25 protein-coding genes and 3 pseudogenes are annotated in these 24,095 nt (G+C 63.5%); 10 read left to right on the forward strand and 18 right to left on the reverse strand.

All coding sequences use genetic code 11. The features are described 5' to 3' along the window. Nucleotides 1-59: 59 nt before the first annotated feature. Both ACW5EG_RS14400 and ACW5EG_RS14405 read right to left on the reverse strand, forming a co-directional pair. A complete protein-coding gene (locus ACW5EG_RS14400; RefSeq protein ID WP_457022027.1) occupies nt 60-488 on the reverse strand; it encodes an Sbal_3080 family lipoprotein in 429 nt (142 codons plus the stop codon). After that, entirely contained in the window at nt 485-682 is a 198-nt protein-coding gene (locus tag ACW5EG_RS14405; RefSeq protein ID WP_457022132.1) for a helix-turn-helix domain-containing protein, read from the reverse strand. The genes ACW5EG_RS14400 and ACW5EG_RS14405 overlap by 4 nt, the downstream gene beginning before the upstream one ends. Nucleotides 683-758: 76 nt before the next feature. Between ACW5EG_RS14405 and ACW5EG_RS14410 the strand changes: the two genes are divergently transcribed. Together ACW5EG_RS14410 and ACW5EG_RS14415 are read left to right on the forward strand one after the other, a co-directional pair. Beyond that, entirely contained in the window at nt 759-1,196 is a 438-nt protein-coding gene (locus ACW5EG_RS14410) for a hypothetical protein (RefSeq protein WP_457022029.1), read from the forward strand. A 452-nt stretch (nt 1,197-1,648) separates the two neighbouring features. Then, complete coding sequence (locus tag ACW5EG_RS14415; protein ID WP_457022031.1) at nt 1,649-3,088, forward strand: NAD(P)-binding domain-containing protein; 1,440 nt, start codon at nt 1,649-1,651, stop codon at nt 3,086-3,088. A 132-nt stretch (nt 3,089-3,220) separates the two neighbouring features. Here ACW5EG_RS14415 and ACW5EG_RS14420 read toward each other — a convergent pair whose 3' ends face one another. Beyond that, nucleotides 3,221-4,138 carry an AEC family transporter gene (locus ACW5EG_RS14420; RefSeq protein WP_457022033.1) on the reverse strand — a complete coding sequence of 306 codons (918 nt, stop codon included), beginning with the start codon at nt 4,136-4,138 and terminating at the stop codon, nt 3,221-3,223. 181 nt (nt 4,139-4,319) lie between these two features. Here ACW5EG_RS14420 and ACW5EG_RS14425 point away from each other — a divergent pair, with 181 nt between their 5' ends. Together ACW5EG_RS14425 and ACW5EG_RS14430 are read left to right on the forward strand one after the other, a co-directional pair. Further along, nucleotides 4,320-4,583: a helix-turn-helix transcriptional regulator gene (locus tag ACW5EG_RS14425; protein ID WP_457022035.1), complete on the forward strand. Its 264-nt coding sequence runs from the start codon at nt 4,320-4,322 to the stop codon at nt 4,581-4,583. Between the two features lie 4 nt (nt 4,584-4,587). Next, a complete protein-coding gene (locus ACW5EG_RS14430) occupies nt 4,588-5,910 on the forward strand; it encodes a type II toxin-antitoxin system HipA family toxin (protein WP_457022037.1) in 1,323 nt (440 codons plus the stop codon). Nucleotides 5,911-6,031: 121 nt separating this feature from the next. Here the strand turns inward: ACW5EG_RS14430 and ACW5EG_RS14435 are convergent, their stop codons facing one another. Both ACW5EG_RS14435 and ACW5EG_RS14440 read right to left on the reverse strand, forming a co-directional pair. Next, a complete protein-coding gene (locus ACW5EG_RS14435; RefSeq protein WP_457022039.1) occupies nt 6,032-7,120 on the reverse strand; it encodes an alpha/beta hydrolase in 1,089 nt (362 codons plus the stop codon). 73 nt (nt 7,121-7,193) lie between these two features. Then, complete coding sequence (locus ACW5EG_RS14440; protein ID WP_457019133.1) at nt 7,194-7,412, reverse strand: polyprenyl synthetase; 219 nt, start codon at nt 7,410-7,412, stop codon at nt 7,194-7,196. Nucleotides 7,413-7,951: 539 nt separating this feature from the next. Here ACW5EG_RS14440 and ACW5EG_RS14445 point away from each other — a divergent pair. Further along, the gene (locus ACW5EG_RS14445) at nt 7,952-9,310 is read left to right on the forward strand and encodes a serine hydrolase domain-containing protein (RefSeq protein ID WP_457022041.1); all 1,359 of its coding nucleotides are present in this window, start codon (nt 7,952-7,954) and stop codon (nt 9,308-9,310) included. A gap of 64 nt (nt 9,311-9,374) precedes the next feature. Here ACW5EG_RS14445 and ACW5EG_RS14450 read toward each other — a convergent pair whose 3' ends face one another. Both ACW5EG_RS14450 and ACW5EG_RS14455 read right to left on the reverse strand, forming a co-directional pair. Next, entirely contained in the window at nt 9,375-10,214 is an 840-nt protein-coding gene (locus ACW5EG_RS14450; protein WP_457022043.1) for a hypothetical protein, read from the reverse strand. Between the two features lie 97 nt (nt 10,215-10,311). Continuing rightward, nucleotides 10,312-10,707: an excalibur calcium-binding domain-containing protein gene (locus tag ACW5EG_RS14455; RefSeq protein ID WP_457022045.1), complete on the reverse strand. Its 396-nt coding sequence runs from the start codon at nt 10,705-10,707 to the stop codon at nt 10,312-10,314. A gap of 486 nt (nt 10,708-11,193) precedes the next feature. Between ACW5EG_RS14455 and ACW5EG_RS14460 the strand changes: the two genes are divergently transcribed. From ACW5EG_RS14460 to ACW5EG_RS14470, 3 genes are all read left to right on the forward strand, one after another. Then, complete coding sequence (locus tag ACW5EG_RS14460) at nt 11,194-12,240, forward strand: AI-2E family transporter (protein WP_457022047.1); 1,047 nt, start codon at nt 11,194-11,196, stop codon at nt 12,238-12,240. Between the two features lie 559 nt (nt 12,241-12,799). Continuing rightward, nucleotides 12,800-13,171 (forward strand): ArsR/SmtB family transcription factor, encoded by a 372-nt coding sequence (locus ACW5EG_RS14465; RefSeq protein WP_457022049.1) that lies wholly within the window; start codon nt 12,800-12,802, stop codon nt 13,169-13,171. Further along, nucleotides 13,164-13,715, forward strand: coding sequence for an SRPBCC family protein (locus ACW5EG_RS14470; RefSeq protein WP_457022051.1), 552 nt, complete (start codon nt 13,164-13,166; stop codon nt 13,713-13,715). Before ACW5EG_RS14465 ends, ACW5EG_RS14470 begins: the two co-directional genes overlap by 8 nt. A 281-nt stretch (nt 13,716-13,996) precedes the next feature. On the opposite strand, the pseudogene ACW5EG_RS14475 reads toward ACW5EG_RS14470, so the two are convergent. The 7 genes and pseudogenes from ACW5EG_RS14475 to ACW5EG_RS14505 form a co-directional block, all read right to left on the reverse strand. Continuing rightward, nucleotides 13,997-14,170 (reverse strand): annotated as a pseudogene (locus ACW5EG_RS14475) (transposase); the annotation flags it as partial. A 373-nt stretch (nt 14,171-14,543) separates the two neighbouring features. Then, complete coding sequence (locus tag ACW5EG_RS14480; protein ID WP_457022053.1) at nt 14,544-14,918, reverse strand: hypothetical protein; 375 nt, start codon at nt 14,916-14,918, stop codon at nt 14,544-14,546. Between the two features lie 30 nt (nt 14,919-14,948). Further along, the gene (locus ACW5EG_RS14485; protein WP_457022055.1) at nt 14,949-15,623 is read right to left on the reverse strand and encodes an RHS repeat-associated core domain-containing protein; all 675 of its coding nucleotides are present in this window, start codon (nt 15,621-15,623) and stop codon (nt 14,949-14,951) included. Nucleotides 15,624-16,202: 579 nt separating this feature from the next. Beyond that, nucleotides 16,203-16,919 (reverse strand): annotated as a pseudogene (locus ACW5EG_RS14490) (RHS repeat-associated core domain-containing protein); the annotation flags it as partial. 266 nt (nt 16,920-17,185) lie between these two features. Then, nucleotides 17,186-17,479: a hypothetical protein gene (locus ACW5EG_RS14495; protein ID WP_456998763.1), complete on the reverse strand. Its 294-nt coding sequence runs from the start codon at nt 17,477-17,479 to the stop codon at nt 17,186-17,188. Nucleotides 17,480-17,604: 125 nt separating this feature from the next. Then, complete coding sequence (locus ACW5EG_RS14500; protein WP_457022057.1) at nt 17,605-18,549, reverse strand: RHS repeat-associated core domain-containing protein; 945 nt, start codon at nt 18,547-18,549, stop codon at nt 17,605-17,607. Continuing rightward, nucleotides 18,546-19,703, reverse strand: a complete 1,158-nt coding sequence (locus ACW5EG_RS14505) for a hypothetical protein (RefSeq protein ID WP_457022058.1) — start codon at nt 19,701-19,703, stop codon at nt 18,546-18,548. Before ACW5EG_RS14505 ends, ACW5EG_RS14500 begins: the two co-directional genes overlap by 4 nt. A gap of 120 nt (nt 19,704-19,823) precedes the next feature. Between ACW5EG_RS14505 and ACW5EG_RS14510 the strand changes: the two genes are divergently transcribed. After that, on the forward strand, nt 19,824-20,516 hold the full coding sequence (locus tag ACW5EG_RS14510) for a transposase (RefSeq protein ID WP_457022060.1): 693 nt from the start codon (nt 19,824-19,826) through the stop codon (nt 20,514-20,516). A 214-nt stretch (nt 20,517-20,730) separates the two neighbouring features. Here the strand turns inward: ACW5EG_RS14510 and ACW5EG_RS14515 are convergent, their stop codons facing one another. Further along, the gene (locus tag ACW5EG_RS14515; RefSeq protein ID WP_457022062.1) at nt 20,731-21,213 is read right to left on the reverse strand and encodes an Imm26 family immunity protein; all 483 of its coding nucleotides are present in this window, start codon (nt 21,211-21,213) and stop codon (nt 20,731-20,733) included. Nucleotides 21,214-21,341: 128 nt separating this feature from the next. Between ACW5EG_RS14515 and ACW5EG_RS14520 the strand changes: the two genes are divergently transcribed. After that, nucleotides 21,342-21,605 (forward strand): hypothetical protein, encoded by a 264-nt coding sequence (locus tag ACW5EG_RS14520; RefSeq protein WP_457022064.1) that lies wholly within the window; start codon nt 21,342-21,344, stop codon nt 21,603-21,605. A gap of 156 nt (nt 21,606-21,761) precedes the next feature. On the opposite strand, the pseudogene ACW5EG_RS14525 reads toward ACW5EG_RS14520, so the two are convergent. The 3 genes and pseudogenes from ACW5EG_RS14525 to xerC all read right to left on the reverse strand — a co-directional run. Continuing rightward, nucleotides 21,762-21,872 (reverse strand): annotated as a pseudogene (locus ACW5EG_RS14525) (RHS repeat-associated core domain-containing protein); the annotation flags it as partial. Nucleotides 21,873-22,541: 669 nt separating this feature from the next. Beyond that, nucleotides 22,542-22,733 (reverse strand): hypothetical protein, encoded by a 192-nt coding sequence (locus tag ACW5EG_RS14530; RefSeq protein WP_457022066.1) that lies wholly within the window; start codon nt 22,731-22,733, stop codon nt 22,542-22,544. A gap of 368 nt (nt 22,734-23,101) precedes the next feature. Continuing rightward, on the reverse strand, nt 23,102-24,094 hold the full coding sequence (gene xerC / locus ACW5EG_RS14535; RefSeq protein WP_457022068.1) for a site-specific tyrosine recombinase XerC: 993 nt from the start codon (nt 24,092-24,094) through the stop codon (nt 23,102-23,104). Between the last annotated feature and the right edge of the window lies 1 nt (nt 24,095).

The raw sequence follows: 24,095 nt of genomic DNA on the forward strand, positions 1-24,095 counted from the left end.
CCCGCGCTCGGTTTGTTGCCGCGCCGTCGGAGACCAGTTGCGTCTCCGCCGGCGTTCTCTCAATGCCCGGCCCGGGCGCCCGCAAGCAGCTGGTCGATGACCGGACCCATCTTCTTCTTTGTCCCCGCAAACTTCGTCAGGGCAAAGCCCCCTCGATGCCGGTAGTCGGCAGCGCCGATCTGACGTCCGTCACGCCAAAGCCTGAGTTCCGCTTCGTCGAGGTAGGGCACAAGATCCCAGCCGCGGGCGGCCGTATACGTCAGCGTGGTTTCGCATGCATCGGCTTGCGCAGGCTGGACCACGCTCGTGGCAATGCCGTGCCGCTCGAAGCCGTCCCTCAGTACCGAGAGGAAGTCGTCGACCAGGACTTCATCATTCTCAACGATGCAGGCCCGTTCGAGTTCTGCTCCCGCTGCGACGGGCCGCACGTCGATCGAAGTGCATCCGACCAACAAGACCAGCGCGAAGGCTGCTGCGATCAACTTCATAACCATCCACTCCCCAGAACACGTCCAGCGAACATGCATGATCCATTCCAGTCGGGGACGAAATGCGCCGACATCGTGGGCTTGGAGACATCGAACTGGTCGCTCAGCTCTCCAGCGCTCAGTGGCCCGCTGCGCAACACCTGCAGGACGCGCCGGCGGGTGGGATCGGACAGGGCCGCGCCACCATTGGTCATGGCCACTCACGACACTTCTGCAACAGTGCGCGATCGCCAACCATCGGCATCGACACGACAACGCGGGTGCACGCGCATGGCAAACGGCATTTCCACCCTGCGACTGTGGCTGCTGCGCGCGATGTACGCGCTCATCGCGGTGGGCCTGGGATTGACCATCTGGCCGCTGATCCTCGCCCCGCCGGCCACCGCGGACGAAGGATCGGTGATCCATGCCCTGCTGGGCGCGCTGGCGGTGATGGCGGCGCTGGGCGTGCGCTATCCGCTGAAGATGCTGCCGCTGCTGCTGTTCGAGCTGCTGTGGAAGCTGCTGTGGATCGCCGCGTCCGCGCTGCCGGTGTGGCTGGGTCCCGGCCTCGACGCCTATGGCACCGAGACCTTCTTCGCCTGCCTGATGGGCGTGGTGCTGGTGCCGCTGGTGGTGCCGTGGGGATACGTGCGCGCGCAGTACTTGCAGGCGCCGGCCGAGCCGTGGCGGCGTCCGGCGCAGCTGCCGGCGCGGGAGCAGGCGTAAGCGCCGCTACCGACGCAGCGCGGTCTTGAGCGGGCCACACCGCGACACGACAACGCGATGGATGGTCGCGCAACACGTGGGATACGGCTCGGCAAGCGCGTTCAGCGTAGCGTTCGGACGGCATGTCGGGATGGCGCCGGGGCGGTATGCGGCTTTGGCGCGGGTTTCCAGCTGACCGGACGCGGCCCGGGGCGGCGACCTCCCCTGTGCTAGAATCGCCGCAGTTTCGTGCATTTTGCCGCCAATCGCTTCGTTTTCAGCGAAGTTTCGGCCCGCTGCGGCCGTGCATTGGTGATGCCCCATCGCGCGAGCGCCATGCCCGGTATCGGCAGGAACGGAGCCAGGCTCCGGTCGGAGTTCCGACGTGCTCTTCCAGCGGTCCATCGGGTGCAGCCCTGCTGCCGCCGGGTGCCTGCCTGCCGGCGCGACACACCCAAGGAGATGACACCAGCATGACCCAACGAATCGCCGTCCTCGGCGCCGGCCCCAGTGGCCTGGCCCAGCTTCGCGCCTTCGATGCCGCCCGCCGCGCCGGCGCCGACGTCCCCGAGATCGTCTGCTTCGAGAAGCAGTCCGACCTGGGCGGGATGTGGAACTACACCTGGCGCACCGGCCTGGACCAGCACGGCGAGCCGGTGCACGCCAGCATGTACCGCTACCTGTGGTCGAACGGGCCCAAGGAGTGCCTGGAGTTCGCCGACTACAGCTTCGAGGAGCACTTCGGCCGCCCGATCGCTTCGTATCCGCCGCGTCCGGTGCTGCGCGACTACATCATGGGCAGGATCGAGCGCAGCGACCTGCGCCACCAGATCCGCTTCAACACCGCCGTGCACTCGGTCGAGTACAGCGAAGACACGGGCAAGTTCACCGTCACCGTGCGCGAGCTCAAGGACGACCGCATGGTGAGCGAGGAGTTCGACTGGGTGGTGGTGGCCACCGGCCACTTCTCCACGCCCAACGCGCCCGCGTTCGAAGGCCTGTCGCAGTTTCCCGGCCGCGTGCTGCACGCGCACGACTTCCGCGATGCCTGCGAGTTCACCGGCAAGGACCTGCTGCTGGTCGGCAGCAGCTATTCGGCCGAGGACATCGGCACGCAGTGCTACAAGTACGGCGCCAAGTCGGTGACCTTCAGCTACCGCAGCGCACCGATGAGCTACGACTGGCCGCAGTCCTTCAGCGAGCGCCCGCTGCTGGCGCGGGTGGAGGGCAATACCGCGCACTTCGTCGACGGCAGCAGCCAGGACGTTGACGCGATCATCCTGTGCACCGGCTACCAGCACCACTTCCCGTTCCTGCCCGACGCGCTGACCCTGCGCACCCGCAACCGCCTGTATCCGCAGGATCTGTACAAGGGCGTGTTCTGGATCGACAACCCGAAGCTCATCTACCTCGGCATGCAGGACCAGTACTACACCTTCAACATGTTCGATGCGCAGGCATGGTTTGCGCGCGACGTGGTCCTGGGCCGCACCGCGCTGCCCGACACCGACGCCATGCGCGCCGACAGCGACGCCTGGTTCGCACGCGAGAACGCATGCGCCGGCAGCGATGACGACATCGATTTCCAGGCCGCCTACGTGCGCGACCTGGTCGACCGCACCGACTATCCCGAGTTCGCGATCGAGAAGATGGGCAAGATGTTCAAGGAGTGGATGCGCGACAAGCAGGCCGGCATCCTCGACTACCGCGACAGGAGCTACCGCTCCACGATCACCGGCACCCTGGCACCGCGGCACCACACGCGGTGGATGGAGGCGATGGATGATTCGCTGCAGGCGTTCCTCGAAGACTCGCGCGAGCTCGAAGACCAGCTCGAGGTGACGCGGTCAGCGGTATCGGCAGGGGCGGACCTCCGTGGTGCTGCGACCGAGCCGCTCCGGCGACGCGCCTGAGGCTATGGGTCGCCAGCCCTTTTCCAGAGCTGCCGGCCTGAAGGCCCGTCCGGTGCGACGGGTCCACCATGACGCGCTCCACAAGCGCCGCGTCCGGCGCGCCGACGATGCCCGATCGGCGCCATCGCGACATCAGCCTTCCAGCCGCTGCAGCAGGAAGTTCCACGCCGGCAGGGTGACCATCGCCAGCACGATCCCGTAGCCGACCAGCGCCGCGGCCAGCCGTGGCGCCATGCGGTGCGAGATCGCCAGGGCAGCGGCGGTGACCATGGTCGGCATCGCCGACTCCAGCACTGCGACGTGCCGCGTGTCGCCCTCCAGGCCGAAGGCCAGCGCCAGTGCCAGGGCCAGCGCCGGCAGTACCACCAGCTTGAGCGCCAGCCCCAGCGCCAGCGGCCCGACCTCGTCGCGCGGCAGCCGCAGCTGCACCGTCAGCCCCACCGCCAGCATCACCAGCATCAGCATCACCCCGGCCAGCTGGTCGAGCGCGGCCGCGATCCACGCAGGTGGGTGCTCGGGCATCAGGGTCAGGCCGAACACCAGCGCCCAGACCGGGGGAAAGCGCACGATGCGCATCGCGATCGCACGCGCCGTGGGCGGGTGGTCGCCGCCGTAGCGCGCCAGCACCACCAACCCCAGCGTGGACAGCATCACGAAGGTGCCGAACTGGTCGTAGACCACCGCATAGGGCAGCGCCTGCGCGCCGAGCAGGGCCTCGATCATCGGATAGCCGATGTAGCTGGTGTTGCCCAGCATCGTGCACAGCAGCAGCACGCCCAGTTCGTCGCGACGCAGACGCATGCGCGGCGCCAGCAGGCGCAGCAGCAGCCAGCTCGCCGCGGCCAGCAGCCAGGGCACCGCCACCAGGCCCAGCAGGTCCGGCTCGAAGCGCAGCCTGGGCACGTAGACCAGGATCGCCGCCGGCAGGCAGACGTACAGCACCACCAGGTTGAGCGTGTCCGCGGCGCCCTCGGGAAACACCCGCAGGCGCGCGAACAGCATGCCCAGCGCCAGCATTGCCAACATCAGGGCGAAGGCGTCAAAGGCCATCGCGGGCCGTTATTCGTCGTGGGGAGCGGCCATGATAGGGACCGGGGCAGGACGCGCCATCCGCCGTTGGGCGAAGCCTCGCAAGCAATCACTTGCATTTGCAGAAAGCAAGCTATCTGTTGCCTTTTGTCAAAGCAAGCGATACCTTGCGTGTTGGACATGCAAGTCGAAGGTTGCGCACATGGCCGGATTTCCTCCGCTGCACATCATCCGGACTCCGCAGCAACTCGGCCCGCTGCTGCGCGCCCTGCGAAAGCAGGCAGGCCTGACCCAGGCCAACGTCGCCGGCCAGCTGGGAGTCACCCGCCAGGCAGTCAGCGAGCTGGAGAACCGCCCCGAGGCGGCCACCTTCGAGCGCCTGATGAAGCTCTGCGCGGTGTTGGGCGTGGAGATCGCACTGCAACCCCGGGACACGTCGGGCCGTGCCCAGGCGCCGGAGTGGTAGGCCGATGAGCACCCTGCAGGTATGGATGAACGGCGAAATGGTCGCCGCCTGGGAGCGCGGTGATCGCGGCGGCGGCCTGACCTATGCGCCGCAGTGGCTGGAATCGTCCGCCAACCGGCCCCTGTCGCTGTCGCTGCCCCTGCTGCCGGCCGGCCAGGGCCACCGCGGCGAGGCAGTGGGCAACTGGTTCGAGAACCTGCTGCCAGACAGCAGCGACATCCGCACCCGCATCCGCGACCGCTTCGGACTGCGGTCGACGGCAACGTTCGAACTCCTGCAGGCCATCGGCCGCGACTGCGTTGGCGCGGTGCAACTGCTGCCGGAAGGCACCCGGCCCGACGGCCTGCACGGCATCCACTTCCGGCCGCTGGACCAGGCGCAGGTGGCGACCCTGCTGCGCAGCGTCGTGGCGCCGTCCGGGCCGGGGCATCAGGCAGGGGACGATGATGCATTCCGCATCTCGATCGCCGGCGCACAGGAAAAAGCCGGCCTGCTGCGGCACCAGGGCCAGTGGTGCGTGCCGCTGGGCAGCACGCCCAGCACGCATATTTTCAAGCTGCCACTTGGGCTGGTGGGCAACGTGCGCGCAGACATGCACGACTCGGTGGAGAACGAGTGGCTGTGCCTGCGGCTGATGTCCGCCTTCGGCATCCCCGTGGCCGAGGCCGCGATGGATAGTTTCGACGGGCAGCGGGTGCTGGTGGTCTCCCGCTTCGACCGCCGCCTGGCGGGCGACGGCAGCTGGTGGATACGACTGCCCCAGGAGGACATGTGCCAAGCGTTCGGCCTGCCGCCGTCCCGACGCTACGAAAGCGACGGCGGCCCCGGGATCAGCCGGATCATGGAGCTGCTGCGCCGGTCCGAAGAACCGGCAGACCGGGCCACCTTCTTCAAGAGCCAGATTCTGTTCTGGATGCTGGCAGCGACCGACGGACACGCCAAGAACTTCAGCCTGCGCATGGAGGCGGGTGGCCGGTTCCGCCTCACTCCGCTGTACGACGTGCTGTCCGTCTACCCGATCATGGGCCGGGGCCCGCGCCAGCTCGATCCGCACAGGGCAGAACTGGCGATGGCGGTCAGCGGCAGCAACCGCCACCGCCACCTGCACACCATCCGTCGCCACCACTGGAACGAGACCGCGCGGGCGTGCGGGATCCCCGACGGGGGGGAATCGTGGATCGCGGAGTTGCTGGACGGCGTAGAGCCCGCCATCGCAAGCGCCGAACGGCAATTGCCGGACGACTTCCCGGACCGGCTGGCAAGCAGCATTTTCGCGGGGCTGCGGGATGCGGCGCGACGGCTTGCGTCCCAGGGGCCCGAGGGCTGATCACCAGCCGGTTCAAGTGGTAAAGCAGGGCTGCCGTTCGCGTCCCTGCGCACGACTGGCAGAAGGCGCTGGGTGGTTCGACCTGACGCCGTCACGCGATCCGCAGGCAGGGGCGCGGCCGCTACTCGCGGCTGCGCAGGAACTCCAGCATCGAGCGGAGCGCGACCTGCCCTTCCCCGCTGTCGAGGTCGAACGGATACAGGTGCGGCAACCCCGGCGCATGGTCGTCGGGCCAGAACAGCGAGGTCACGGGCACCGCGAGCGTCTCCAGTCGCGCTGCGAAGGCCACCGAGTGGCCGGCCGTGAGCGGATCGGCATTGCCACCGGTGATCCAGACCGGCGGGAAATCCGCGGTGAGATGCAGGATCGGCGACATCTGCGCCAGCACCGGGCTGTCCGGATCGCGCGTGCCGGCATAGGCCAGCACGGTGGTGCCCGTGCCCCAGCCGATCAGCCGCGAACCACCACGCTCGCGCCGCACCAGCGCCGGCAGGTCGAGCACCCCGCACTGCAGGACCACCCCGCGCACCACGTCGGGCGTAAACACGGCCGGAAGCCCGACCTCGGCGGCATACGCCGGATTGCTGCCCATTGCCGCGAGCTGGGCGGCCAACTGCGCGCCGGCTGAATCACCGGCCAGGAACAGGCGCTCGGGATCGATCGGATAGTCGCCCGCATGGCGCTCCAGCCAGGCATGCAGTTCGGAGAGCTGCCGCAGCGGCTGCGGATAGACCGCCGCCGGCGCCAGCGAATAGTCCGGCGCCACCACCGCATAGCCCTCGGCGGCCAGCAGGCGGAACAACGGCGCCGCATCCTGCCGGCTGCCCGACAACCAGGCACCACCGTGGATCCACACCAGCACCGGCAGGCGCGCGTCGGTCGATGCCGCGGACGCGGGATAGTGGATATCGAGCAGCGCGTCGGGATCACCGACGCGATAGGAGAGGCCTTCGACGGTAGTGACTGGAACGGCGGGCAGGTGCTCCGCCATCGCGCGGCGCGTGCGCGCGCCCTCCCGGTTGAACGCAGCACGGATCATGCCGACGCCGAGGCGCCGGTTCAGCGGCAGCCGTGCAGTGGCGGCGGCCGGCGGCGATGCGGCGGACTCATCCACACCGAGTACTGGTTCGTTCGCTGTTGCGAACCCGAGCGGCAGCAGGAGCAGCGCCAGGCACAGGATGCGGAATGCAAACGGGAGAGGTGTGTTCATGGACGTTTTCCATCAAGCCCTCTTTGGCTCATGCGCGACCGGCGATCTGATCGTGTCATGCCGGTTTCCGGACTCAGCGCTTGAGACCGGCCACGATCTCCGACACGTCGACGCCCATCTCAAGCTGCACGCGCACGTACTCGCGCTCCTTGCGCGACAGGACGCGGCCAGCTTCGATGCGCACGTCCTCCGCCTGCAGGATGCGCATGATGCGCGGCAACGCCGACCCGATGGCATCAGGGCCGTAACCTGCTTCACGAAGGGCTGCGAGGAGGAGAGCTTCAACGTCCATGCCAGGTCCTGGTCGTGCGGGGCTGTGCATTGTGCGGCATGCGGCAGTGCGGCATTCGCGAGGGTGGGCCTCACGCGCCCGGCAGGTAAGTTCGATGCGGGCGTCCCGGATCGGGGCCGTTCCGGCCGATATGTCGACATGCCCAGCCCGCTGCGCGGGGAATCAGATGGATCCTTCCTTCTGGGCACATATGAATCGGCCCCATTTCGCGCGGATGACCCCTGCCACCTCTGCTCCCTGTTTCGTTGAAGGGAATGGGCAATCTTTTGTACCCTCGGGTGCGTCGCATCCACGCGATCGCGTTGGTTAGGGCACCGGACCAGCGTTGCATCTACCGTCAGGCGGGCGCTGCCGAACAATCGCGGAGAGCAGCAAATGCCTGTCATCAACCGTCGTGACTTGCCAGCAGCCTTGCCCTGCCGTTCCTTTCGCTGGCGGCGACAGGCCAATCCCGGCCACCATCGTCGGAAACGTTCCAGGACTTCCGCCTGCGCCCCACGGCCCACACGGGGATCGAGCTATGGTCGCTGGCGGAACGCATGTCCTTCCACGCCGTGCCCGGCGTCGCCGTTGCCATCCTCCGGGATGGAGAGGTCGTGGGCTTCGGCGGCTACGGTTCCAGGCTGGCAGGCAGCGCCATGTCCGTCGGGCCGGACACCTTGTTCTCGGTAGGTTCGGTCAGCAAGGTGGCGACCGCGGCGGTTTGCCTGAAGCTCGTTGCCGACGGAATCCTGGATCTCGATGCAGACGTCGACCGTTGGCTGCGTCGCTGGCGCACCCCTCCGGGTCCGGATGGCGATGGCGCCAGCATTTCCCTGAGGATGCTCCTGTCGCATACCGCAGGATTCAACGTGCACGGCTTCAGGGACTTCGATCCTTCCGCGCAGCTGCCGACGCTGGTGCAAACCCTGGCTGGCGCGCCGCCCGCCCACAACAAGCCACTGGCCCGGATCGACCGCGCGGGAACGCGTTGCCGCTACTCCGGGGGCGGCTACATGGTTGTGCAGGCCGTCATCGAGGACGCGACAGGCCAGTCCTTCGATGAGGTAGCGCGCCGGCATCTGTTCGAGCCGCTGGAGATGAGACGCACTCGATTCGTTGCCGCACCCGATGCGGGCACCATGGATATCGCGCATGCCCACGACGGCAAGGGCCTGCCCACCGCACTGCCCCGGGGGTGGCAGAGTTTTCCGGAGCTCGCGCCATCCGGGCTGTGGACCTCTGCCCGCGACCTCGGCCACCTGGTGCGATCGCTGGGCAAGAGCTATCGCGGGCGTAACGGATTGCTGCCGCAGGCATCCGCGTTCGACATGATGACCGAGGTCTCGCCGGGAACGTTCGGGCTCGGGCCGCGCCTGGCGGGCGAAGGCGCGGCTCGGATCTTCCACCACGCAGGCGCCAACGACAGCTACAAGGCCTATATCGAGGGCAACCTGGAGACTGGAGACGGCCTGGTGATCCTCACCAACGGCGAGCACGGCGATGTCCTGTGCGACGAGATCCGGAACGCGGTGTCCGATGCATTCGGCTGGCCGGGCGACTGGTCCATCCGCACCAGTTCCGTCACCGCTTCGACGCTATTGGACAGCTTCGCGGGCCGTTACGCGCGACGCGCGAACCAGAGCCCGATCCTGTCCGGCATCCTGGATACGACGCTCGAGGCGGAGGAACTGGCGGTGCGCCGCACGCCCGAAGGACTTTCGCTGGAAGCCAACGGCCGATCGCGACCGTTGAAGCCAGTCAGCAGCCATCGCTTTGTCATCCCGGATGCCTACATCCCCGCCGGCACTCTGCAAATCGTGTTTGACAGGGGAACTGATCGCCAGGTTGTACGCATGAGGCTCATCGCCGATGACGGGACGCTTACCTTCGAACGCTCAGGTTCCGGCACCTCTTAGAACGCGTGCCGTAGAGTTGGAAGTGCGCCTGCCGTCCGTTCGAGGATTGTCCTGACACCTTGTCCTAGTGTTCCTGAAGATCGGCAGAGAACGCCAGGCCGTCACCGACATCGTCGATGCACAGCGGCGCGTTCGAGCCCAGGCGGGTCGGTCGCTTCGCACCCGGTGTGTCGTCCGAGATGCTGCCGGGCTGGATCCAGGCGCGGCCGGTCAGGTAGTTCACGCTGGTTGTCGTGATCTCGCCGGAAGCGCGATGCAGGTGCATGTCGTCGTAGCCGACCAGGCGCATGCAGTCGCCTTCGAGGCGGAACGTATACGCCACCTGGCGCATGCTCCAGGTGCCGGCGCTGGCCCAGCTGTGCAGGGCCACGGACCAGGTCCGGTTGGGACGGATGGTCACGGCGCTGCCCGCAGCGTCGCCGAGGAAGTCGTCCATCACCGGCGACTCCGGCCGCGGCACCAGGCGGTGGTCGCGCATCACCTGCCGCCAGCCGCCGTCAGGCTGGGCAAGCAACGCTACCAGCATGCGTGGATTGGTGTCGAAGCGATCGGGGCCGAAGCCGGTGTTGTCGATGACGTTGGCAGGATCGTCCATGCGCAGCACCAGCAAGGCGTCCTCCCGGTCATCGGCGTCGAGCCGGCCGCGGGCGAGGTGTTCGAGGCGCCAGCCTGTCGGCACAAATGCCTCGGGCGCAGCGGCGCGATCCGCGATGGGAGGATAGGCGACGCCCCGGATCTCCAAGCCGTGCGCAAGCGCAGGGATCAGGCAAAAGGCGGTCGTGAGGAGCCGGCGGGCGAAAAGCCGGGGCATTGGTATGGCTGGCCGGTCGCGCGGGTGGCCGACAATTATCCCTGGCACGATTGTTTCTTTCCCTGACACCATCTTTTCCGTTTCGTGGTTCAAGGCCCTCACCGCAGCCATCTGGCACCCGCACGGGCGCGCGGTTCGCACCGCGCCACAGTATGGCGGAGGGTCGTGGCGCACACCCCGCCCACGCGGATCAGTTGCACCACTGCTGCTCGCAGGGCTCACCATCGTTGTTGCCGTCCATCTTCGTATTTGGACAGTTGCGGAGGAAGTATTCCGCCTCCGCGCACGACGTCATCTGCGAGCAATGGGTGCGGCCGTCGCACTGGAACGTTGCGGCGGCGGCGACTGGTAAATTCGAGGTCCCAGGAGCCACTCTGGAAGCGCCCCAAGGGGGATCGCCTGCCGGCGCCCTGGCTTGCGCGGCCTGCACCACGGGTGCCTCGGGGCGGTCGGCCATACGGGTCCTGTACTGGTCGAAGCCAACCAGGGCGACGATGCCCACCCCAATCAGTGCCAGGAAATGTGTGAGCTTCATGGAAGCCTCCGGATCATCGATGACATCACTGTACGGGCGCTCGTTCGACACGCGACTCGTCCACCGGCCCCTTGTCGCATGCAATGGCCCGGATGTGACCCAACTCCGGGCCAGCGGCCGGTCCATCCAGCCGTTCGGCGATCGCCCCGGCGACCAGACCCGACCACCCTGCGACCGGTCCACCGAGGACACGGACCCAGTCGAGGCAACCGAGCGCGACGGTTGCGGTCGCTGAACCGGCTATCGCTCTAGCTCGCACGCCACCAGCAGCAGGCACCAGCCGATCAGGGCAACGAGGGTGGTCATGGGGGGATTCCTTGCGCACGCGTCCGGCAGTGGACACGGCACCAGCGTGCGGGCCGCGCATCGCGCGTGGCAAGCACCGCGCGACCGGGCCACGGATCGGCCGATGGAGCCCGGCCCGTGGCGATGAAACCCGCTGGCTGCACGCCGCGCCGGGATTGCAACACAATGGACGCCTTGCCGGTCCGGGAACCGGACCGGCAAGGCCCGTTCCGCCGCACAGGCCGCATCCGCATGAACGAAAGATTCCGGGCGCTCGTGTACGCCACCGTGTTCGCGGTGCTGCTGGGCTGGGTGCTGTACATCGGCCGGGAGATCCTGGTGCCGATCGTCTTCAGCATCATGGTGATGTACGTGATCCTCGGCGCGGCGCGGCTGCTGTCGCGGGTGCCGGTGATCGGCCCGGCGCTGCCGGTGCAGGCGCACTACGCCCTGTCGACGCTGCTGATGCTCGGCGCGCTGCTGGTACTGGGCTGGCTGGCGATGGACAGCGTGGACCAGTTGCTCGCGCGGGTGCCCCATTACCAGTTGCAACTGGTGGCGCTGGTGCAGCGTGCCGCTGCGCTGGTCGGCATCGAGTCGGAACCGAGCTGGGATGGGATCCGCGCGGCCGTGCTCGCCCACGTCAACCTGCAGCGGCTGGCCGGTTCGACCCTGGGCTGGGCCGTCGGAATGATCGGCGGCCTGACTGTGGTCGGGCTGTACGTGGCGTTCCTGATGATCGAGCGCCGCCACTTCGACGCCAAGATCGATCGCCTTTCGCCGGACCCGGCGCGCGGCACGCAGGTGCGCCGGGTCATCGGCGACGTCAACCGCCGGATCGGCGCCTACCTGGCGCTCAAGACCCTGCTCAGCGTGCTGCTGGGTCTGGTCAGCTGGATCATCCTGGCCGCGATGGGCGTAGAGCTGGCGCCGTTCTGGGCGCTGGTGATCGGCCTGCTCAACTACGTGCCCTACATCGGCTCGGTGCTGGGCGTGGCCCTGCCGGTGCTGTTCGCGCTGCTGCAGTTCGGCGACATCAGGACGGCGCTGGTACTCACCGGCGCGCTGTCGCTGGTCCAGTTCCTCAACGGCAACCTGCTCGATCCCTGGCTGATGGGCAGCTCGCTCAACCTCAGTCCGTTCGTGATCCTGGTCTGCCTGACCGTGTGGACCGCGCTATGGGGCATCCCCGGCGCGTTCTTGGCCGTGCCGGTCACCGCGAGCATCGTGATGGTCCTGGCCGAGTTCCAGGGCAGCCGGCCGATCGCGGTGCTGCTGTCGAAGAAGGGCGAGGTCTAAACCCTGCCCGTCGCTGCAAGCGCGCTAGTTCGCGATGCAGCGACGGAGCGTGTCCAGGGTCCGGGTGGTGATGTTCTTGCCAAAGGTTTTTCCAGCAGGACCATGAAAACCGGATCGTTCGTTCGCGGCTCGTAGGCTGAACCCCATGCCCGCGACAATTGGCCCTGGCACGATTGTTTCTCGGCACGATTGTTTCTCACATGGACCTTGTCGGATGCCATGGCCCGGATGTGATGCAATGCCGGGCCAGCGGCCGGACCATCAATCCGCTGGACAATCGCCCGGCGCGACCAGACCAGGCCACGCTGCGACCGCTTCACGGACCCGGTTGAAGCAATACCGAGCGCTGCGGTTACGGTCGCTTACCCGCCTGTCGCTGCGCTGCACGCCGCTGGCGCTCTGATTCGCCTGTAAAGCCTGGCGAGGCCAAGACGAACAACTGGCCCTGCCCGGTTCCCTTTTCCCCGGAGGTGAGAACTGGCACGCAGAGGCATCGCTCGACCACAACACTCAACCGAACGGTTGACAATCCCCATACACCAGCGCGACACTCAACCTCATGGTTGAACGAAACCTCGACAGCACCTTTACCGCGCTGGCCAACCCGACCCGCCGCGGGATGCTGGCCGACCTGATGCTGGGCGAGAGATCCATCGGCGAACTGGCCGCGCCGCACCGGATGAGCTTCGCGGGCGCCTCCAAGCATGTGGCGGTGCTGGCGCAGGCCGGGCTGATCGAACGCTACAAGGTGGGCCGGCAGCACGTGTGCCGGATCAGGCCGGAACGGCTGAAAGACGCCAGCGACTGGCTGGGCCAATGGCAGCGGCTGTGGACCACCCGCCTCGACGCCCTGGAGCGCGCATTGAAGGACGACGTCGCGCCACGTGCGCGCGCACCCGGCAAACCCCGCAAGGAGAACACCCATGACTGACACCCGGCACACCGACCACGCCACCACTGCCATGCTGCGCTTCGAACGGCTGCTGGACGCGCCCGTGGACAGGGTCTGGCAGTACCTGGTGGACCCCGACCTGCGCGCGCGCTGGTTCATGGCCGGACCCACCGACGCCCGTGTGGGCGGCAGCATCGGCCTGACCATGGACCACGACCGGCTCTCCGACCTGGACGTGCCCACGCCGGAGCGCTACCGCCCCTACATCGGCCACAGCTGGAGCGAACGCATCACCCGCTGCGAACCGCCCAACGTGCTCGCGTTCACCTGGGAGAACGGTGAGGCCGGTGAAGTCACCATCGAACTCGACGACGCCGGCAACGACCAGACGCGCCTGGTACTGACCCACAGCGGCCTGCGCGGTCGCAGCGATGCGCTGAACTTCGGCGGCGGCTGGCATTCGCACCTGGCCGTGCTGGAGCGTCGCATCCGCGGCGAAGGCGTGGAGGACTTCTGGGCGCTGCATGCCGAGGCGCAGGCGCGGATGGTGGATATGCTGCCCGACGAGGGTGACAACCGCTGAGCGGGCACGCCGGCTCACTCCCCTTGCACATGGCTACAACAGAACGGCGGCGACGGCATCGATGCGTTTACCACTCGCGCCATGCAGACCTCGCGGCGCATGGCGCGGGGTCACGATTACCACCACCACATCTGAAGCACACGCCACACCGCAACAACAACAAGGCCCCCTGAGGCGGGCCTCGTGCTTCATGGATGACCAGGAAAGTCTACTCTGACCCCTGTTTTGCCCCGACGGTGGAAGCCTGTCAAGGCTAGGGCGAATAAGTGAATCTGACTCCGATCTTGCAAGCGCTTGGCGTCCTCGGCCTCCATGCCGCCGTATTTGGCCCGCCAGGCGGAGAAGCTGGCCGGACTGAAGCCGTGCTGCCGAGCGAGCTCCGACACAGCCATGCCGGCCTCGGCCTGCTTGATGAACCCGATGATCTGTTCGGTAGTGAAGCGACTCTTGCGCATGTCCGTCCTCTCTGGGTGACGGACTTTACTCAGGAATGCGTGGTACGGCTCAATGGGGGCAGGTCAATTCGAGGCGCTGCAGCAATTCGACGAAGAAGAACGCCAGACGGCGCAGGCGGTGCTTGAAGGACTGATCCTCAAACACTAGGCCAAACAGTCGCAGTTGCGTATGCAGCCCGCTCGTGCCAGCGAGAAGAAGACCGCCGAAGGCTGAGCGACGCGATCACCATCGCCGACAACGAACAAGGCCTGCATCGCGGGTCTTGTGTTCATGGACGATAAGTAAGTAAACCTGGAACCGATATTCCGCACCAACAACAAGGCCCGCTGATGCAGGCCTTGCTGTTATGGCGCAAGTTACTTACCCCAACACCTATTTAGGTTCCGACCCCGCTAGTCCCGGCTGGACTAGAAGCCACTGACGATGCCTATTGAAGAACAGCCGACGAGCAGCCAAAAAGAGCTTCTCCATGCGACCGATGTGGAAGAATGTGAAACCAGAGTCATGCCCCTCGTTCTCGGAATACTTCTCCATAGTGACTTCCCATATGTCATGAACCCAGTAGTAAGCCATAAACAATCCTGTATCAACACCAACTACGAAGTGCGCGACCATCCTCTTTGCCAGCAGTTCTTTCACCTTATACGAGGCATTAGCTGCATTTACCGCTGTAACAAAAAAAGTAGCGTGGAACCCACCTGTAAGTCGGCCCAGTTCCGGGGATCTCACAAAGACCCCTTCGATCATGACCTGATATGCGTTCATGCAGATAGGTACTTATCTTTTCTTGTCCAAGTCTTCAGATAGTCGTTTCGAGTCAATCCGCCCCTCCACTCGAAAGTAGCCCTGGAATCCACCGCCTTGACCCATCTTGACTCCGGGCATTGGCACTCCAGTCGCCTCACTTATAGCGCCCATAGCGTTGTTCCAACGAGAAATATCTGATTGCTCGGCAGGTCTTGGGGCAGGATCAGGTATGTATTCCGCAGCTTCAGCGACTTGATCTAGCGCACCTGCTGCCGCAATCGTTGCGACACTTAACTTGCCCCAGAATGTATGACCTCGCTTCCCCTCGACCTGATAATGAGGCAACCCTTTGCTTCCATCTTCCAATTCATGAGCAGCATGCTTTAACTGACCATCCCTGCCACCACGAGATGCTGTTTCAATCTGGCTTGCCACCTGCCTCCTGTCCGCCACGACGTTTTGCTCCGCACCTCTGGCGCGGACAGCCTGATCTTGCGTAATCCGACCTATCTTGCGCATGCCGTTAGCAGTGAGCTTTATAAGCCAAGCCACCTTTCCTTCATTTCCATCTGGATCGATGAACTTGTAGGGGTTATTCCGGGCATAGCAGTAGCGGCAGAAGTTCGTGATCGGCTGCTCGTAAGCGGTAACAGGATCGACACTGAGCATCATTCCGATGCCGGGATCGTAGTAGCGCTGCTGCAATAGTTCTGTGGCTGACCTATCTCACCCACTTGCCAAATCTCCGCGCAGTACGGAATACATTTTCCTCAGGGCCGAGCGATAAAACGGTCGAATCTCCTGACTTATGCCCGTACAACTCGATTGGCCGAATGAGTACGGCTGCAGTTGTCAGGAACGACATGAGTTCTTCGGCAGATTCGGCTTGAACGGCAATTCCAACCCATTGCGGAGGCCACGCCGCACCCTCCTCGCACGACAAGCACGCGCTTGCGACGGCCAATTTGTCCGATTTCCTTATCCACGTGAACGCATTGTGTCGCGCCAAGTCTCTACCAACTCCGCCAGCTTGCTTTGCCACGATAGCGATTACGACGCCTGGCTTTAAGTGGGCACGCAAGACCGATTCGCGCAAGGTCAGATCCGTTTCTGTAACAACACGATCTACAATAGTAGGCAGCTCTGGAGCGATTCTTAAGCACAGATTTGTCATGCATGTAGTGAGCGGCTCTACTGGCGGCGGATCAGCAGAGCTTGTCCCTGGGATCAGCATGGCAAGCGTCATTGCAAAAACGCGACACCGTCTGAGCTCTTTGCGCACGATCATTTCTGTCTCTCCCTCTCCTGATTTCTCGCATCAATTCGGCCTTCGACTCGTCGCCACTCGATGCCACTTCTGAGGCGATTGTTGTTTCCGGATAAGCCGCTGGTCTCATGGCTTCTAACTTCGTTCCCGCTAGTGTTCGCCATAATCTGGTCACGGGAATAGCCGGGCTTAAGTTCAGCAGGGCCGCGGTTTCCGAACGTACTGTCAGGACTCTCTTTGTAGCCATCCGCAAGGTCCACAAAATGCAAGATCTCGTGGACCGCAGCCCCAAGAATATCCGGCCGGGAGGAGTTCAGATGAGCAGCCGAATTTTCCACTACACCGGGTGCATCAATGACACCCTCACCGAACTGCGTATATTGGTTGTTTGAATGAGGGGAAAGATCAAGCACATTGACGCCCCCAACCAAGCTTGAAACGGGCACCACTTGGAATTGAATCCCGCTCTCGACCCCGAGACTGTTCGCGCGGCGAGTGATGTCAGAGATCAAGGATGGCGAAGCGCCTGAACCTTGGAAGTAAACAGGAATTACGATCACACCCGGATTGACTTCGTAACCAATCCGTCCATCTGGATCGGTGAAGCGGTAGGGATTGTTGTTGGCGTACCAGTAGCGGTTGAAGTTGACGCCCGTTGCGCTGTCAGCATTCACCGGATCAACACTAAGGAACCGTCCGATCTGCGGATCGTAATAGCGCTGAACACTCTGACCCGACGCGGATTCCGCCTGTTGCTGCGATCAACCCCCGACGCCATGCGGCCTGCCGCCGCCAACTGCCCTTGAAGCACCCCTGCCGTTCTCGCCAAAGCTCTTGAAGCGACTTTCGGCTGCCAGCGTCGCAGCGTCAAGGACGCTATCCACCCGTTGCCCCCCCCACGCAAGCCCAACTGTGGGGATGCAATGAGCATCGCCGCCGTTGGTTGCGGGCGCGCAAAAGGCGTGAAGCTGACCCGGTTAGTTGGTCCTCGGTAATCACTTCAATTGTTCGCAGCGAGAATTATAGGAACCAACGGGCTCGATATTTTTCCGGAGAAGTAGCCGCCACCTTCAAGAAAGACGCAAGGCTTCTCATAGCGTTGAAAGCTATTGATAGGCATGGTGCCGTAGACCGTGGTAGGTCTCGCGCTCGGGAAATTGCCGCCCTCAATCCTCTTGCCATCCAAGAATGGCTGCAAGGGAAACTTCTTAGAGTTGTCCGCACACTCAACCACAACAATCGAAAAGTATAACTCCCGTTCTTTGATCACTTGGACATCACGCTGGTCAAGCATAACTTCAACAATTACATTCGCGTCGATAATGCGTGCGCTAGTCGAAGTCGGGTCTGCGCTATGTGTGCACGCGGTCAAAATCAATGCGAACGCGCAAACTGTGATTGTATAATTCGGTCGCATGATTAGGGGTTCCGCTTTTCTTGATAAGAGGCGTCGATGGTCTCCGTGGCTTTGGCCTCGTTCATCATCGTATTGAAATAACCGTGATGTGCGGTGGATGTCTGGGACGTGGTGGCTCCTGACGTGTTAGTCGCTCCGAAAACCGCACGACCAACACTTGCGACCTTGTCTGAGCGATCGCCGGTTCCAGGATCTGCTGCGATGTTCACCCAGTTCTCAGTGTTGGCGGGTTTTACGCCATTGCCGGCTTGCTCACCCACTGGATCAATCGTAACCAGGTTGGTTATCGTCGCACCGGAATCATTGGCGTGCTTAATCGCTTGACTACCACCCAAGCTGTGTCCAATCACATTGAGAGGCTCGCCGTCGGCCAACCCCTTGGACATGGCTTCCGAAATACTTCCAGACTCTCTCCAGCTGAAGTATTGAATGTCACGGTCTGGGTGCAACTGTTGTTGAGCTGCAGCATACGACTGAACAATCTGCGAACCGTTCTTGTCTCCACCGCCACCGATGTAAATGTCACGACGCCCATCCGGATCAACTCGGGTGTATGGATTGTTGCTGGCGTACCGATATCGATGGAACTGCCCTACCGGGTTTGAATACGCCGTCACCGGATCAGCGGATAGGAACACGCCCAGCATCGGATCGTAATAGCGCTGCTGCATGTACACCACCCCCGTCGCCGCGTCCTGGACGTGACCGGTGTATCCGGGTCCATCCTGCATCGCAGGCATGAGCTGCTGCCCATAGGCCTCGTACTCCCGGTGTCCCTCGACGACGGCCCCCGTCGCGTCCGTCATCGCCACCACGCTTCCCAGCGCGTCGGTGTGGACGTACTTGACCGTGGTCTGGGCCGTAGCGACCTGCGGCAGCAGGGATACAGCGACGAGCAGCAGGCTGCAGAGGCGCAACAGTCGATGGATGAACTTCTGGACGTTCATTCGCCGCCCTCCCCATCATTATCCGCCACCGGGTCTTGAGGCGGATCAGCGATGTCGGTATCTTCCGGCTTTGCGGCCCCATCTACGGTCGGCTCCGGATCGGCGTTGACGACAGGCGGATCACCCGGGTCGCCAGGTTCGCCGATCACGATTGTTTCCTGGGCTGCCGGGGGCGCGGACCAAGCCGAGCAGCCTGCAAGGTTGCAGGCCCGAACCACGTGCGAGGGAGCACAGTAGGCTGACGAGTTGCCAGTTCCGGCCACCGTCGTGAGGGGGCCCGTGTACTGGACCGCGCCGCCATAAGCCTGCAGCTCGTAGCTCGTGGCCGATGCCATCGACGTCCACCGCACCTCACACCGGATGTGGGTCAGAGCTCCGACGTAAGTCTGGGTCTTCAACGAGTACGTGATGGTGGGAGCCCCCGGCGGCCGCGTTACCTGCACCGCCTTGACCGTGGAGTAAGCCCCGCACCCGGCCTCATTGCATGCGCGGACCTGGTACCCCCAGCTCCCCGTGGCCTTGCCGCTGATCGCACGGCTGGTCGCGGAGTTCGCCTGCAGCGTGATCCAGCTTCCGGTGCCCGGTCGTTCCTGCAGCCCGTAGCTTGTCGCGGTCGCAACGGCGGTCCAGCTGACGCTGTAGCTGCCGGTGACATTGCTGGCAGGCACGGTCAGGGTCGGGGCCGAGGTGGGTGGGCGGGTCACCGCGACCACTTTCTCAGTCGTGTAGGCGCTGCGCCCTGCTACGTTGCACGCCCGGATGCGGTAGCCCCAGTTGCCCGCGGTTTTGCCGCTCAGCGCCTTGCTGGTACCGGCGGCGTTGTGGATCTGGGTCCAGGCTGCGGCCCCCAGCCGTTCCTCCAACTCGTAGCGCTCGGCCGCGGCCACGCTCGTCCAACTGGCGGTATAGCTGCCCGTGAGGTTGGTCGCCGGGACGGTAAGCGTCGGTGCGCTGGCAGGCGGGTGCACCACGTTCACTGTCTGCACCGTCGACCAGCCGGCGCACCCACCCGCATTGCAGGCGCGCACCTGGTAACCCCAGCTGCCCGTCGCCTTGCCGCTGATCGCCTTGCTGAGGCCCGCGGCATCGTGCACCGTGCTCCAGGCGCCGGCGCCCAACCGCTCCTGCAGCTGGTAGGTGGCGGCCGCTGTCACGCTGGTCCAGAGTCAAAGGGTGTCAGAGTGGCTTTCCGACGCCGGCTTCAGAGTTTTCCGATACATTCCGGCAGGGTTGGATGATCGCGCTGGGCAAATGCCTGCGCAACAGTTTTGCCCATGGCCCGATTGCCTCGTCCCGATCTCGCAGGTGTTTCTCAGCACGTCATCCAACGCGGCAACAATCGGCTCCCCTGCTTTCTGGATGACGAGGACCGACAACGCTATCTGCAGGGACTTGGCGAAGGGCTGCTTCGCTATGCCTGCTCGCTGCACGCGTATGTCCTGATGACCAACCATGTGCATCTATTGCTAACACCTGTGGAGACGGGTGCAGTCTCACGATTGATGCAGACGTTCGGCCGCAACTATGCTCGCTTTTTCAATGGCCGGCACGGCCGGACAGGGACGCTATGGGAGGGACGCTACAAGTCCTGCCTAGTCGATTCCGAGCAGTACGTTCTGACCTGCTACCGCTATATCGAGCTCAACCCTGTCCGAGCCTGGATGACCGATGACCCCAAGGACTACGTCTGGTCGAGCTGTCGCGCCAACACGACGGGGCATAGCGATCCCTTGATAACACCGCATCCTGCGTACCTTGCCCTCGGGAGGGGCGAACCGGAGCGACGTGCCGCCTATTGCGACCTCTTGGCTGAAGCCTTGCCGGATGAGACCCTGGCCGAGATCCGGATCTACCTGCAGCAGCAGCGGGCGTTGGGAACCGATCGATTTCGTGAGCAGGTGCAAGCCAAACTGCAGCGGTTCGCGGGAGTGCGCCCGGCATATCGGCCCCGAAAGGCCACCGCTTAAGTGACTCTGACACGGTTGTTCAAAGGACTCATCCTCAAGCACCAGGCCAAGCAGTCGCAGCTGCGCATGCAGCCGGCACGAGCGAACGAGAAGAAGGCAGCCGAAGGCTGAGCAGCGCGATTACAAGCGCCAACAACGACAAGGCCCGCAATGCGGGCCTTGTGCTTCATAGGCAATCGGGAAGTGAACCTGACACCGTTACTGCGGTCAATGGTCAGCCGTGCCGTCCAGAGAAAGACAATCGCTCAATCGGCTTCTTGTCTGGCGAGATCAACATTGCATCCAGAAAGTCTGGAACGTACCAGTCATCCCACGGCATCAATCCATAAAAGGCGTTGACGAATTCTTCAACAACACCAGAGCCATGCACTCTAGCCCCAATAAACCCACCTCTTCTAAGATCCTCATACGGCTTCATACCAGCCGCGATCTTAACGGCCTCATCATCAAGGACGACCCAGCGGCCGGAGTCGAGCAGATCCTTGGTGGCGAGAACTGTAGAAAAGATATCGTCTGAGCGCAGAGAAGGAATTTTCTGTTCAGCCGACCACTTTCCCTTTAGGTCGAACAGCGCTATCGCCACACTGTTCAACACGCTCTTCTCGCGACCAATTACTTGGCCCACGCACTCGGTTCCATCCTTCAATGGAACCAAGAAGACACTCCCTCTATCCCAGCGCTTCTTCTTGCCAGCCACGTCATCTACCTTCTTCTAATTCTTGTTCCAATCGGCGGCGGCTCCCGCCCTCCTGAAGCGCGATACCTCACGTCTCGCATTTCAACTCGCCCGTTGACAAGCCCACCACCATCTCGACGGAGCCCGCCATGTCGACGAATCTGGGTTTCTTCAGCGACCTCCAAATCCTTTCCAGGTTTTGCACGGTCGACAACATCATATACATGCTGATTTCCCAGATCCTTGTCATGACGGCGTTGCCGCTCAACGAAATGTTCTGGCGAGTTCGCACGACCAATGTATGTGTCACCTGTCTTCGGGTCGATTCGACGATAAATGATGCCCGCGGGCGCGCCGTCGATTGTATCGGCCTCAAGCCTCAGCCGCTGAGACGCTCGCGAATCACCGTATAGTGCGAAATGCGAACTCGCTAGATGCCTAGCCATTGCGGACTTTTCAGGCCCGTTAGGCATGCTTCTGTACTGGCGACTTTGGAACGCGTAGGCAAAGTGCGCTCCGGCCTCTCCAAAGGCATCAGCCATGTCGCGGTGCTGCCGCCCATCTGGATCAACGAACCGATAGGGGTTGTTAGCTCCATAACGGTAGCGATTGAACAATCCAACTGGGTCGCTAAATGCTGTGACAGGATCAACGCTGAGGAACAGTCCGATCCCCGGATCGTAATAGCGCTGAACACTCTGACCCGACGCGGGTTCCGCCCGTTGCTGCGATCAACCCTTGATGCCGTGTGGCCTGCCGTCGCCAACTCGCCTTGATGCACCTCCTGCCGTTCTCGCCGAAGCCCTTGAGGCGACTTTCGGCCCGTAACGCGCCTCCGTCAAGACGCTGACCACCCGTTGCCCACAACACACCCGGCGCAGGGGATGGATAGACCATCCCCGTACACGCCGGGACGGCGCTGCGCGCCGGTTGTGGACAACGCATGGACAGCTACGCCCTTTCATTCAACTGGGCGAATTAGCGCTTGGGCAAGAAGCACTCCGCCATTGGCGCTCCCGCGTCATGGCAGGGCCGCAAGTCTTGGATCAAAGCGTGTATTAATCCGCCCCCAACTGCGCCAAGAACCGCAGCCATGACGATGAAGGCCCAAACCCGATCCCGAGGCTTTCGGTTCCGGCCAAGCCAACGCCCAAGATGCTGCGATCCCAGCCATGCGAGATAGAACAGAACGACGATCAAGGCACCCAATAGGCACCAACCCAACAGCGATAGATTCCACAACATTTTTTTGCTTCCTTTCGATGACCCCGTGACGGGGCAATTCCAGCCTATCGGTGTCGGTGGCATTCCGAAATGGGACAATTCCCTATGATTTTTTCTGCCGCCAATCAGGATGTGCGTCCAATCTCCGTCCGCAATTCGGTGCTGGAGATTTCTCCGACCGCATACCGGAACATTGCGTCCCTTTCAGCCTGGGGTCGCAATACGCCTTCCCAGCCGTCCGCAGCGAATACGCCTTCCAGGTCTTGCAGGCGTTCTTTCATTTCCTCCAGCGTGGTCGGCTTTGGCAATCTGTCCATGTGTAACTCCTGTATTGAGTGAAGAATTGACCTTCTGCATCGCGGCGAATTGAGCGGCCAAAAGCGGGGCCGATTTTCCGTCGTGTCCTTAACCCTTCGAAACCCATACACCATACGCACCCTGCCGGGTGTACAGGTCATTGATTTTATTGCCTTTTCCAGAGGCGTCACGATTGGACGTTCGTACATAGGTACGACAAGCTACCTGCAAGCCCTTGATCGGCCACGGATTGGGTTCGTAACACTGTCGTACCCTGCTAACGTCGCATCGTATGAGAACGCGTGACGCCCTACGCGCCGCAATAGCCGATCCGTACATCAGTTGAAGTACTGATATACCCAAGGCTTCCAGGTTTGGAATTGCCCGCTTATCCCTCGCCTGGCTCCCGCAGCAACCGCGCGGCTGGATGCGTGGCCGCATGGACGGCTTTCAGGCGGGCAATGGAGACGTGGGTATAGCGCTGGGTGGTGCTGATCTGCGTATGCCCGAGCATTTCCTGTACGTGGCGAATGTCGGCGCCGTTGTCGAGCATGGCGGTGGCCATCGTGTGCCGGAATAGATGGCACGCCCCGCGCTTGGTGATGCCGGCCTGCTGGAAGTAGTGGCGCACCCGCCACGACAGCGCGTCATTGGATAACGGCTGGCCGTCGCAGTTGAGGAACAGGTGTTTCTCCTCCAGCCGTTTAAGCAATTGCGGCCGCGCTTCGCGCTGGTACTTCTCTATCCACGCCAGCGCCCGCTCACCAAGCGGCACGAACCGATCCTTGCGGCCCTTGCCTAGCCGCACGTGCAGGGTGCCGTGCGAGGGCTCCACGTCGCTCATGTGCAGACCTACAAGCTCCGCCCTTCGGATGCCGGTGGCATAGAACAGTTCCAGAACCGCCCGGTCCCGAAGGCCATACGGATCGGCAATGTCGGGCAAGGCGAGGACGGCCTCGACTTCCTCCAATGTCAGCGGTTCACGCAGGTCGTTCGTGCGCTTGGGCAATTCCAGATCGGCGGCGGGATTGGATTGCACTACGCCTTGCCGCACCAGCCAGCGGAAGAACATTTCCAGCGTGTAGAGCGCCACGATCTGGCCGTTCAACGCCATCGGCTGGCCGTTGGCCTTGCGGTAGCGGAACAGGTAGCCCTGGAACTGCTCCACGTGCCGATGCGTGACTTCCTGCGGACGCTCAATGCCGCGCTCACTGCACCAGCTATGGAACAGGGCCAGCCGGCTCCGACGGGTGCGCTGATCGGCTTCACTGCGATGCTGGACGCGTAGAGCTTCCAGATAGCGCCGTATCCACGCCGACAGGCTGTCCGGGTGCGACGGGGCCAGCAGCAGGGTCAGGCGTTCGGTGCGCGGGCCGGCCATG

It is taken from the genome of Luteimonas sp. A611, assembly GCF_054072715.1.

Bases quoted from the DNA above. Each gene is read 5' to 3' on its own strand.
- ACW5EG_RS14445 (WP_457022041.1), top strand. From the start codon at position 7,952: ATGTCCTTCCACGCCGTGCCCGGCGTCGCCGTTGCCATCCTCCGGGAT.
- ACW5EG_RS14425 (WP_457022035.1), top strand. From the start codon at position 4,320: ATGGCCGGATTTCCTCCGCTGCACATCATCCGGACTCCGCAGCAACTC.
- ACW5EG_RS14405 (WP_457022132.1), bottom strand. From the start codon at position 682: ATGACCAATGGTGGCGCGGCCCTGTCCGATCCCACCCGCCGGCGCGTC.
- ACW5EG_RS14460 (WP_457022047.1), top strand. From the start codon at position 11,194: ATGAACGAAAGATTCCGGGCGCTCGTGTACGCCACCGTGTTCGCGGTG.
- ACW5EG_RS14415 (WP_457022031.1), top strand. From the start codon at position 1,649: ATGACCCAACGAATCGCCGTCCTCGGCGCCGGCCCCAGTGGCCTGGCC.
- ACW5EG_RS14400 (WP_457022027.1), bottom strand. From the start codon at position 488: ATGAAGTTGATCGCAGCAGCCTTCGCGCTGGTCTTGTTGGTCGGATGC.
- ACW5EG_RS14410 (WP_457022029.1), top strand. From the start codon at position 759: ATGGCAAACGGCATTTCCACCCTGCGACTGTGGCTGCTGCGCGCGATG.
- ACW5EG_RS14435 (WP_457022039.1), bottom strand. From the start codon at position 7,120: ATGAACACACCTCTCCCGTTTGCATTCCGCATCCTGTGCCTGGCGCTG.
- ACW5EG_RS14500 (WP_457022057.1), bottom strand. From the start codon at position 18,549: ATGAACGTCCAGAAGTTCATCCATCGACTGTTGCGCCTCTGCAGCCTG.
- ACW5EG_RS14530 (WP_457022066.1), bottom strand. From the start codon at position 22,733: ATGGACAGATTGCCAAAGCCGACCACGCTGGAGGAAATGAAAGAACGC.
- ACW5EG_RS14430 (WP_457022037.1), top strand. From the start codon at position 4,588: ATGAGCACCCTGCAGGTATGGATGAACGGCGAAATGGTCGCCGCCTGG.
- ACW5EG_RS14470 (WP_457022051.1), top strand. From the start codon at position 13,164: ATGACTGACACCCGGCACACCGACCACGCCACCACTGCCATGCTGCGC.
- ACW5EG_RS14495 (WP_456998763.1), bottom strand. From the start codon at position 17,479: ATGCTTGACCAGCGTGATGTCCAAGTGATCAAAGAACGGGAGTTATAC.
- ACW5EG_RS14420 (WP_457022033.1), bottom strand. From the start codon at position 4,138: ATGGCCTTTGACGCCTTCGCCCTGATGTTGGCAATGCTGGCGCTGGGC.
- ACW5EG_RS14520 (WP_457022064.1), top strand. From the start codon at position 21,342: ATGTCGACGAATCTGGGTTTCTTCAGCGACCTCCAAATCCTTTCCAGG.
- ACW5EG_RS14510 (WP_457022060.1), top strand. From the start codon at position 19,824: ATGGCCCGATTGCCTCGTCCCGATCTCGCAGGTGTTTCTCAGCACGTC.
- xerC (WP_457022068.1), bottom strand. From the start codon at position 24,094: ATGGCCGGCCCGCGCACCGAACGCCTGACCCTGCTGCTGGCCCCGTCG.
- ACW5EG_RS14440 (WP_457019133.1), bottom strand. From the start codon at position 7,412: ATGGACGTTGAAGCTCTCCTCCTCGCAGCCCTTCGTGAAGCAGGTTAC.
- ACW5EG_RS14480 (WP_457022053.1), bottom strand. From the start codon at position 14,918: ATGATCGAAGGGGTCTTTGTGAGATCCCCGGAACTGGGCCGACTTACA.
- ACW5EG_RS14465 (WP_457022049.1), top strand. From the start codon at position 12,800: ATGGTTGAACGAAACCTCGACAGCACCTTTACCGCGCTGGCCAACCCG.